The following is an 11,329-nucleotide window of genomic DNA, read 5'->3' as shown; positions in this document are numbered from 1 at the left end:
GGATCTTACGGCTTTTAGGTGTGTTTATACTATTTCAATAACTAAGGTGAAGAAATTTCAGGTGAACATTCTTCCATTGCCAGCCCTTACTAAGAGGTTCTCAAGTTCTGTTTCCAACATTCCCCTGACGACTTCTTGGTTTTCTTCAAAAGGAAGTCCAAGTGATATTTGCAGTACGTTCTCTAGATGCTGAACAGTGAAGAAAATGATCGAATCCCGATGGAAGTCCCTCTCTTCTGGCAGCATATTTTTAAACAGTTGATATTTATCCGACGCTTCGCCAAGATAATTGAAGACAATAGGTAGCTTATTCAGGCTATGCTTCAGATACCGGTTAGACTGCGGATACAACGAAGCCATTTCATCATTGTATATGAGATTTAGAAAATTCAGGTTACGCGATACGGCCAACTGCATACTGTTTCTGATCTCATGCCCATGTTCATCTGCATCTGTAAGCAGTACAGGGATTTGGTCTATAAATTCACCTATAATATCAAAATACTGCTTGTCTTCGTATGCCCGGCCATAATTGGTGAGAAGAATAGGAATCTCGTCTATTTGCAAATATCTGCGGAAAAAGCGGTTAGCTAGGCGTATAGCCAAGTCCCACATGTGTCCGATTGCGTCAGAATCATTCCAATCTGCAAGTTCTACTGTCACATCTGTGCCCGTTGTATGGTTGCGCTCATCAATTGCGAGGACTACAGCATCCGAAGCAGCAGCAAATGCGGACAAGCGAAATTTGTCGACAATCTCTTGGTCGCCCATGCCCTGAGGTCCTTTGCGGACCTGACTCACATAATCACGGTAGCTTCCTGCTAGTTGCCCTTTTACATTGCTCATATCATCATATGCACGGTACAACTCACTCTTAACGACCTCTCCGCTCATGCCATCATAGATGAGATGTGAACAAGGGAGCAGCAGCAAATGATCCCTTAAATTGAGGCGAACAAGCGCAATACGATATAACAAGTTTCCGGTTGTTTCATAAGGGTTCATAAAGAATGCAGGCAATATATGTGAGAGTATACGATTTCGCATCTCTGCACCGTAGTTCGATAAATCTATCATTGGAATGTCCATGCGCTCCTTCATGGACAACATTTCCCATTCCCATCCGACATCCGTTTGGACCAACACACTTCTAAAGAGTTCATGGCGCTCTATCAGCCGTTGCATGATTACAGATAACCGTTCTACATCCAGCAGGTAACTATCAAAAGGAATGACACCTCCTGAGGATTGCGGATGCTCCAAATGATAATGTTGAGCGGGAGCAAGCGCATAGCGTTGTAAAGGCTCTCCTGCCAGCATAGTGCTGTTCCATTGGTCATTCATCCGCAGCAGATGTTCCAGCCATTCCTCAGCATGCCGCTTCGCAGCTTCATCGTCTACCATCGTATCTGTGTACAGCTTTTCACAGTCAGGTACTTGAGCAGCTGCTTCAAAAGGAAGCAAATGATGTGGATGAAGGTCAGGATGAAGGCGTGACAAAATGACTTTCTTCAGGGCCTCTGCTTGTATAGAATCGAAAGGATCTATGTGCAAAGTTAATTGATCTCGCCCTTCAACAGTTGTTGATTGGAAATGAGCATATACGTCATAAGCCTTTTCGATGATGTCGATTGCCTCGGCAATATCACGTGTTAACATATCCGGCATCGAAGTGTCTGCTCGCATATACTCTGACATTTGGCGAATAGTCTGATATTGAAACACCTGATTAATCCCTATTTCAATGCCAACAGCCTGAGCCTGTGAAACCAATTGAATGGCTTTTAGGGAGTGTCCGCCTAAATCAAAATAGTTATCATCAATGCCAACAATACTGACACCCAGATTCTGTTTCCAAATATCTACCATATGCCGTTCCATGTCGTTTCGCGGGGCTGCATATTCAACACCTGTTTGAATGTCTCCTTCCGGCACAGGAAGCAATTTACGATCAATTTTTCCGTTAGTGGTCAACGGCATCTTCTCCAATTGAACAAAATAGCTTGGCAGCATGTACATCGGAAGATTGGGAACCAACGCTGCTTTAAGTTCCCGAATGGTCAGATCCCTATCAGCCACAAAATAAGCACATAAATCTTTTTGTCCTGATTCATTCTCACGAGCAATAACCACCGCTTTACGGATCGCAGGCAGGTTCATTATTTGCGCTTCCACTTCTCCAAGTTCAATTCGGTAACCCCGAATTTTCACCTGATGATCCATCCTGCCTAAATATTCAATATTTCCATCTGCCATCCATCGCGCCAAATCTCCTGTGCGGTACATACGTTTTCCTGGTTTGAAGGGGTCTGCTATAAATTTCTCATCTGTCAGCTCACGATTTCCCATATAACCTCGCCCTACTCCATCACCACCGATGTAGATTTCGCCTGCAATTCCTATCGGAACCAACCTCCGATTCATATCCATAATATATACGTGCTGGTTAGCCATTGGCTTGCCAATCGGCACCGTATGTGTCCAAGCTGTCATCGTCTCCCCGTCAATGTCGTACGCAGTTGTGTCTACGCAGCACTCGGTAGGACCATAAACATTAGTTATTTGCGGACGATATCCGGGCCGGGTGCTCAAAAATGTTTTAACGAGATGACCGGGCAGCGCCTCTGCCCCAAAAATAAAATGCTGTACATTCAGATCTGCAACGGAGTCTTGCATTTCCGTCAGCATATGCATGTGTGCCGGTGTACCATCAGTAAAATCAATCCGTTGGGATCTGAAATAGTCAGCCAAACGATGACCATTGGTGCTAATCTCTCTCGGCACCACGTGAAGCGCATGCCCGAGAAGCAGGCATGGGAAAATTTGTTTCACTGATGCATCAAATACATACGGCGATAGCCATGCCATCCGCATTGGCGATTTGTATTTCTTATATACTTGTTGTCTAAATGCGGTTGTCATATTAACGACATTAGAGTGTTGAATCATTACTCCTTTGGGTTTGCCCGTTGTACCTGAGGTATACATCACATAAGCCAAATGGCCAGGGTCACATACTTCAGCCAAGTTGGAACAGTCTTCTGCGGATAGCCTGTGACTATCAGGTGAAATGACCAGCACATCCGACGGTACCTTCGCGGCCATTTCTGGCTTGGCAACCATAAGCCTAATATGGCTGTCTTGTAACATATAGAGCATACGTTCCTGCGGAAACTCAGGGTCGATAGGTACATATCCCCCACCAGCTTTTAAAATACCAAAAATCCCCACAATCATTTCGATAGAGCGCTCCATAATCATTCCGACCAATTGATCCGCCTGGACTCCTTCTGCTCTTAGCACGCGAGCCAGTTGGTTTGCACGCACATTTAGTTCGTTATATGTGATCTGGCTATCTCCAAAAACTACAGCTACTTGATCTGGAGTCTTCTCTACCTGTTCTTCGAATAATTGATGAATGGTTTTTTCACATGGGTATTTCACCGCGGTATTTCCCCAGACATCCAATATCATTTCGATTTCCTGCGGCGTAATGATCTCAATTTCAGAAAGCTTTGTCTGTGGTTCATCTACAACAGCTTTAATCAACTGGATGAAGTGATCGGCCATTCGTTTAATCGTGCTTCTCTTGTACAGGCTATCGGCATATGTGAAGCTGAAAACCAAACCTTCAGAGCTTTCCATGGCCGTAAGTGTTAAATCGAATTTTGCCATATTCTGTTCGCCTGGGCACAGAGTAACCTGCAAGTCTTGGAATTCCGTCGTACCAGAGTCCATGTTATCTAGCTCAAAAAGAGTATCGAACAACGGATTTCGGCTCAGGTCCCTCTGTACATTCAGCTTCTCCACCAGCAATTCAAACGGATAATCCTGATGCTCAAAGGCGTCAAGCACCTGGTCCTTTACTTCCTGAACATATTCGTAAAATGACTTGTCCCCTTCAGGAAAGCTCCGCAATGCAAGCGTGTTGACAAACATCCCCACGACCGGCTGCAAATCATGATGCTGTCTACCTGCAATAGGTGTTCCAACAACGATATCCTCCTGACCGCTGTACTTGAACAATAGGGTCTTGTAGGCCGCCAGTAATACCATAAATAAGGTAGCTCCCGCCTGCAAACTGATTTGTTTCAAACCGTCCACATCCTGAGGTGAAATGGCAAAGGAAACGGTGCTGCCCGAAGTACTACGTGTTGCAGGTCTTTCAAAATCGACTGGGATACCCAAAATTGGAATATCGCCGCTCATTTGCTTGAGCCAGTATCCTTCTTGTTTTTCCATCCATGAGCTACCAATATCTCCTTGCTGCCATACCGCATAATCCTTGTATTGAATTCGCAAGGCGGGCAACGTTTTTTCTTCATACAGTGCGGGCAGCTCGTTCAGCAATATACTCATGGATACACCATCTGAAATCACATGATGCATGTCAAACATAAACCAATGACGCTGTGTAGATTCTTGCAACAGAGCAGCTCGAAGTAACGGTGCCTTCCCAAGATCAAAAGGTCTGATAAATTGTCTCATCATTGCTCTTGCTTCGTTCTCGCCGTGTCCCTGCATAACCTCTAAAGTGAAATCGACATGGTCGTGAATCCGTTGTACCAGTTTATCATCTACGAATTCAAAAGAGGTTCGCAATGTATCATGACGCTGAATTAATTGCTTAAGCGCTCTTTCTAATCTTAAAAAATTCAGTTCCCCTTCCATCAAAAGCATGGCAGACATATTGTAGTTATTCATGCTGCTCAAAACGTATAGTCTATTTTGAGTTATAGATGCCGGATAACTGTCTCTCAATTCGGCAACAGGAATCGCTGCAAATGGATTTGGAGACAATTCATAAACAGCCTGCGCCATTTGCTCAATTGTTGGAAAGTCAAATACATAACGCAACGGTAACTCGATATTCAGTTCTTTGTGAATTTTTGCGGCCAACGCAGTCGCACGAAGTGAATGTCCGCCAATGGCAAAGAAATTATGATGAATTCCGACGGACGGAATGTCGAGTACCTCTCTCCAAATTTGTGCTAACTTCACCTCCATGGCAGTGCGCGGCGCTGCATATTCTGCAGTCAAATCAGCATGTTCCTCGAATGCCGGCAGTGCCTTGCGATCAATTTTCCCGTTCGGTGTCAGCGGCATGTTCTGCAGCTGTATAAAATACGACGGTATCATATAGTTCGGCAATTTTTCATTCAGCAAATTCAACATCGTACTGCCGCTGATTTCTTTTTCAGCTACGTAGTAAGCGGACAAATGATAGTCTCCCTGCTGATCTGCACGAGCCATGACAATAGATTCTTTAACGCCATCCACCTTGATAATTTGTGCTTCAATCTCACCGAGCTCAATCCGATACCCGCGGATTTTGACCTGATGGTCAATCCTACCCAAATATTCAATGTTCCCATCTGGCAACCATCGTGCCAAGTCACCTGTACGGTACATTCGCTCATAGCCAACTTCCTCTGCTGCAAACAGATTGGCTACGAATTTTTCTTTTGTCAGCTCTGGACGGTGCAGATAGCCGCGTGCCAGCCCCGGACCGGATACACACAGCTCACCAGGGACTCCTGCAGGTGAAAGATTTCCGTGTATATCCACCATATACACGCGGTGATTAGATACAGGCCGCCCGATGGATATGATTCCACCTAACTCAGAATTTTCTTCCGATACCGGCCAAAGAGACGTTGCAACGGAATTTTCGGTAGGACCATACGCATTGTAATAAGCCACCCGGTCCTTCCATTTGGACACCAGTTCTGCGGTAGAGGCCGATCCTGCTGTAAGCAAAACACGCAAATCAGGCATGCGATCCGGGTTCAGGTATACAGCATAGTTTGGTGGCAGCGTTGCAATTGTAATTCTGCAGGCAGCCATGTACTGCTCGAAACGTTCATAATTCAAAATAGTCTCGGAGGAAGGTATATACAATGTCGCTCCGCATAGTAAAGACTGGATTATTTCCGAGCATGACGTATCAAACGAATAACTGGCAAACATGACAACCCGATCGGACAAGCCAATACTCAACTTTTGCTCGAAGTAGGTTTTAAGATTACTAAGGCCGTGATGTTCAAGCATTACTCCCTTAGGTTGACCCGTAGTTCCAGACGTATAGATGACATATGCTAGATCGTTTGGACCCGATACAGCCTCCAGATTCGAACCGTTTTGATGATATACGGACAGCATTTCCCCGCGTACATCCGCTTTTCTTGTATCGGAAGCGACTCCGTCCTGTTCACCGTCAAGCACCAACACCTTGCCTCCAAACAGCACCTTTTCCGTCAGGTGCTGTTGCGTTAACAACAGTTCCGTACCTGAGTCGTCCAGCATGTAGCGGATGCGTTCCTTCGGATAGGTTGGGTCTATCGGGATATATGCTCCCCCCGCCTTCAAAATTGCCAATATGCCCACAATCATATCTACGGAACGCTCTGTCATCAGACTAACCAGACTATCGGCTTTCACGCCATAGCTGCGTAAAGTACGGGCCAACCGGTTAGCGCGCTCGTTCAATTCATGGTAGGTCAATTGTTGACCTTCAAAATATACCGCTGTCTGATCCGAAGCCTGCAAAACCTGTTCCTCGAACAGTCCGTGAATTGTTTGTTCACGCGGATACTCTGCCGTGGTATTTCCCCACACCTGGATGATGTGCTCCCGCTCCTGCATAGTCAACAGATCCATTTCCTCAATTAAACTATCCGGATTCGCTGTAATTTGATCCAGCAACTGCAGTAGATGTCCTTGAATCTGCGACACACTCTGATGATCATATACCTGGGCATTATAGGTAAAATCAATCCGTAGCGTATCTCCCTGAAATACTATGATGCTTAAATCATAGCTTTCTTGCTCAGTATTGGCCTCTTCCAAAGTAGTCTCAAACACCATTCTATGGCCAAAGAGTGCCAGTTGTTGCACTTTCGTTGTAACCATTTCAGACATTGGAAAATGTTCATGTACCGCAGATTCATCGGTTTGCTGCTGCACTTTTCTCATCAACCCGATAAAGTTCGCTCCTGCTTTGGTTCGAATGCGGACTGGTAAGGTGTGGTTACCCAGTCCAATTAAATGCTTCGATTCCAATATATCTGTCAAAGGACTTGATATGGAGCAAGCGAACACCACATCATCTGTACCGCTATACTTTTGCAATAAAATTCCCCAGGCTGTCTGCAGCAGCGTATTTGTCTTCACCTGCTCATTCAGTGCAATTCGCTGCAGTGCCACCGTTCGTTCAACATCCAAATTAATCTCCAGATGCTCTGTCTGATATGGACTGCGCCCCATCAGATTGGCATATGGCAATTGAGGTGCTTCTTCATAGCCTTCGAGCAGAGTACTCCAGTAGCGAGAAGCCTTTAGGGTGTCCCTATGTTTTTTTAGAATCCCTTTGTCTTCTTCCGAAATCAGCGTCAATTCGCCCAGCTTAGTATTGGGATCGGCTACAACGGTTTTGACCAACTGTACAAAATGCCTTGCCATGCTTTCTACCGTTTCCCGTTTAAACAAAGATGTAGCGTACAGAAATTGGAACTGGATAGATGCTTCCTCCTCACTGACTTCAAGCGTCAGGTCGAATTTCGCAGAAACCTGCTCTATGCCAAAAGAGCGGAAGAACAACTTGTCCAACTTCACTTCCTTTTTCTCCACATTCTGCAATACAAACATCGTGTCGAACAACGGATTACGGCTCATATCTCGTTTCAGGTCGAGCTTTTCCACCAGCTCCTCAAACGGATAATCCTGATGCGCATATGCTTGCAGTGCACACGTCTTGGCGTCCTCAATGCAGTTATAAAACGTCTGTTCAGCGTGAGGATGGCTACGTAATGCGAGCGTGCCGACAAACATACCAAGCATAGGCTCCAGGTCAGCATGCGGTCTACCTGCAATCGGAGTACCGACAATGATGTCTTCCTGCCCTGTGTAATAATGCAACAATGCTGTGTATGCAGCCATAAGTACCATGTACAGCGTAGAATCCGTATACACCGCCAGTTCTTTTAAACACTGAGTCAATTCCTGTCCCATTTCAAATTCAACAGTGTCACCTTTCGTACATCGTGTTGGCGGACGCTCAAAATCAGTTGGCAAATCCAGTTGAGGCAAATCACCACTAAATCTATTCAGCCAGTACTCTCCCTGACTCTTTATTCGCTCCTGCTGAGTTTTGCTATGCTGCCACACAGCATAGTCCGTATATTGAATACGCAGCGGAGATAATACTTCACCGCTATATAAGCGGGCAAAATCACCAGCTAATATTTCAATGGATACCCCGTCTGAAACGATGTGGTGCATATCAAGCATCAATAAGTGCTGCGGCTCCTGTCCTTCTTCGTCCAATCCCCATTTGACCAGCTTTACACGTAGCAACGGAGCGATCCTCAAGTCAAATGGGCGCACAAAGGAACGGGCATGTTCTTCTGCTAAATTTTCAAGCATAAGTTCATTGGATTCTGTCCGCAATTCTGATATTGTGGCATATTCCAACTCAAAGTGAATCGTATCGTGGACCCGTTGCATCGGCACACCATTTACCAGTTCAAAGCTTGTCCGTAGGGTCGCATGACGTGAAATTAATTGATGGAATACCTCTTCCACCTGTTTCATATCTATCGGACCGATTACTCTCAGTGCTGATGTGGTGTTATAGCTTATTCCATCCGGATCCAGCTGGTGAAGCACATACATCCGTGTCTGTGCGAAAGAAAGCGGGTAAGTGTCGCGTTTTTCAGCCACAGGAATGGATGCATATGTGATTTGATCCTGTTCTTCAAGCAAGGCCGCCAATTGCTCGATCGTCGGTGCCTCAAATATGTTTTGCAATTCCATCGGTTTATTTAAATCTTTGCGAACTCTAGAAGTCAGTGTCGTCGCCCGTAGCGAATGACCACCAATTTCAAAGAAATTTTCGTTGATGCCTACTTGCGGTAGACCCAGTACATCCTGCCAGATGTCTACCAATTTTATTTCCATCCACGTTCGGGGTGCAACATGGTCGGCCAAACGACCTTCTGGTATCGGCAGTGCCTTTCGATCAATTTTACCGTTTGGCGTAAGAGGTACGTTCTGCAATTGAATGAAGTGTGAAGGGACCATATAATTCGGGAGTTCTTCATTTAGCATCTTGCGAAGCTCGCTCCCCGTCACTTCCCGTTCCGCCACATAATAAGCAACGAGTTCGTGTTGGTTTTGGCTATTCGCATGTGCCAGTACGATGACCTCTTGCATGCGATCTGCCTTCAGCATAGCCGCCTCAACTTCGCCCAGTTCAATCCGATAACCGCGAATTTTGACCTGCTGGTCAATCCGGCCCAGATACTCAATGTTGCCGTCCGGCATCCACCTCGCCAGGTCGCCTGTCCGATACATGCGTTCATAGCCCGCTTCCCCGCCTGCAAACGGATTGGTCACAAATTGTTCAGCCGTTAATTCCGGACGGTGCAGGTAACCACGTGCCAGTCCTGGGCCGGATACACACAGTTCACCGGGGATTCCTGACGGTGAAAGCTGGCCATGTGCATCGACCATGTACACGCGGTGATTCGGTATAGGACGTCCGATTGAGATGGACACCCCTGCTTCGGGACCCCCCGGTACCGGCCAGACAGACGTTGCTATGGAATTTTCCGTTGGACCGTAGGCGTTAAAATAGGTCACACGGTCTCTCCATTTAGTGACTAGCTCAGTACTGGTCGCCGATCCGGCCGTGAACAGAACGCGTAATTCCGGCATTCGTTCTGGGCTCAAATATATGGCGTAGGTTGGGGGCAGCGTTGCAATTGTAATATGATGATCCCCCATATACTGCTCAAATTTGTCATAGCTGAGAATGGTTTCTGATGTCGGCATACATAAAGTGGCTCCGTTGAAGAGCGCCTGAAGTATTTCCCAGCATGCCGCATCAAAGGAAAAGCTGGCGAACGACACGACACGGTCGGAAGTGCTGAGCCGCAATGTCTCCCTGAAATACGTATGCAGATTGCAGAGTCCGCGATGCTCAAGCATTACTCCCTTAGGCTGGCCTGTCGTTCCAGACGTATAGATCACATACGCTAGGTTATGAGAACCGGATATGGCTTCCAAATTCGAACTATCCCTGTGATATACGGACATAGCTGTTCCTTTTGCCTCAGCCGTACTTGCATCCGCACTGCCCTCGCCCAATTCTGCATCCAACAGCAGTACCTTGCCCCTAAATTCCACTTTTTCAACCAAATGTTGCTGCGTTAACAGCAGTTCCGTACCTGAATCGTCCAGCATATAGCGGATGCGGTTCTCCGGATAAGTCGGATCGACCGGAATGTAGGCGCCCCCTGCCTTCAAAATACCCATGATGCCGACAATCATGTCAATCGATCGCTCTGTCATCAGGCCGACTAGGCCGTCTGCCATCACACCGTTACTGCGTAAAGTACGCGCCAGACGGTTCGCTCGCTCATTTAATTCACGGTAGGTCACTTGCGCTCCTTCAAAATATACCGCTACTTGCTCCGGTGTCTGCTTGACCTGCTCCTCAAACAACCCGTGAATCGTCTGCTCACGTGGATATGCTGCTGTCGTGTCACACCAAGCACCCAGCATTTGCTCGCGTTCCTGCGCGGTTAATATATCCAGCTCGCAAATCCGGCCAGCTGGATTGATCTTGATTTGCTCCAGCAGTTGCAGCAAATGCCCCCGGATCTGTTCTACCCTTTCATAGTCATATACCTGGGCGTTGTAACCAAAATGAACTCGTAGCGTCTTTCCCGGTAACACCACGATATTAAAATCATAATTCGTCTGCTCAACCGCTCCTGCTCCGGTTATTTTAAAATCAGCTTCCTCTCTTTCACCTAATTGCTCAATTTGTTCATCCACCGGATAGTTCTCAAATACCATAATATGATTAATCAGTTCTACCTTTTGCTCTGCTTGTGCCTGAATCTCATAGAGTGGGAACGTTTCGTATGTTCCCGAAGCAAGCGCCTGTCGCTGAGTTTGCTTCATCAGTTCTGTAAATGCAGTTGCTTGTCCGCCTTGAATACGGACGGGGACCGTGTTAATGAAAAGTCCGATCATTTGCTCTACTCCCGCAATGTCCGCTGGACGTCCCGACACCACACTACCGAAAACGACATCCTCTGTGCGATTATATTTTTGCAGCAAAACGCCCCAAGCGGTTTGCATCAGCGTATTTATCGTCACCTGTTCTTGCTTTGCCAGTTGCAGCAGGGCCGTTGTCAGGTCTATACCCAAATCAAACTCCAGATATTCGGCCTCATATCCCTGGGTCTTCCCTGTTTTGGCCTGAGGCAAGACCGCCGTCTCCTCATAGCCCCGCAGGTAACCGCTCCAATACTCCGCT

Annotated in this window: 1 protein-coding gene; it reads right to left on the bottom strand. The window is 46.5% G+C overall.

Translation table 11 applies throughout. From position 1 onward, the window contains the following. Nucleotides 1-57: 57 nt before the first annotated feature. Nucleotides 58-11,329: non-ribosomal peptide synthetase (locus QD47_RS30330; RefSeq protein ID WP_082067334.1), on the bottom strand; the 11,272-nt coding region annotated here is incomplete at its 5' end.

The organism is Paenibacillus terrae (assembly GCF_000943545.1).
Lineage (GTDB): Bacteria > Bacillota > Bacilli > Paenibacillales > Paenibacillaceae > Paenibacillus > Paenibacillus terrae_A.
The sequence above is the reverse complement of the archived record's forward strand: the minus strand, read 5'-3'. Positions and strand labels throughout refer to the sequence as shown.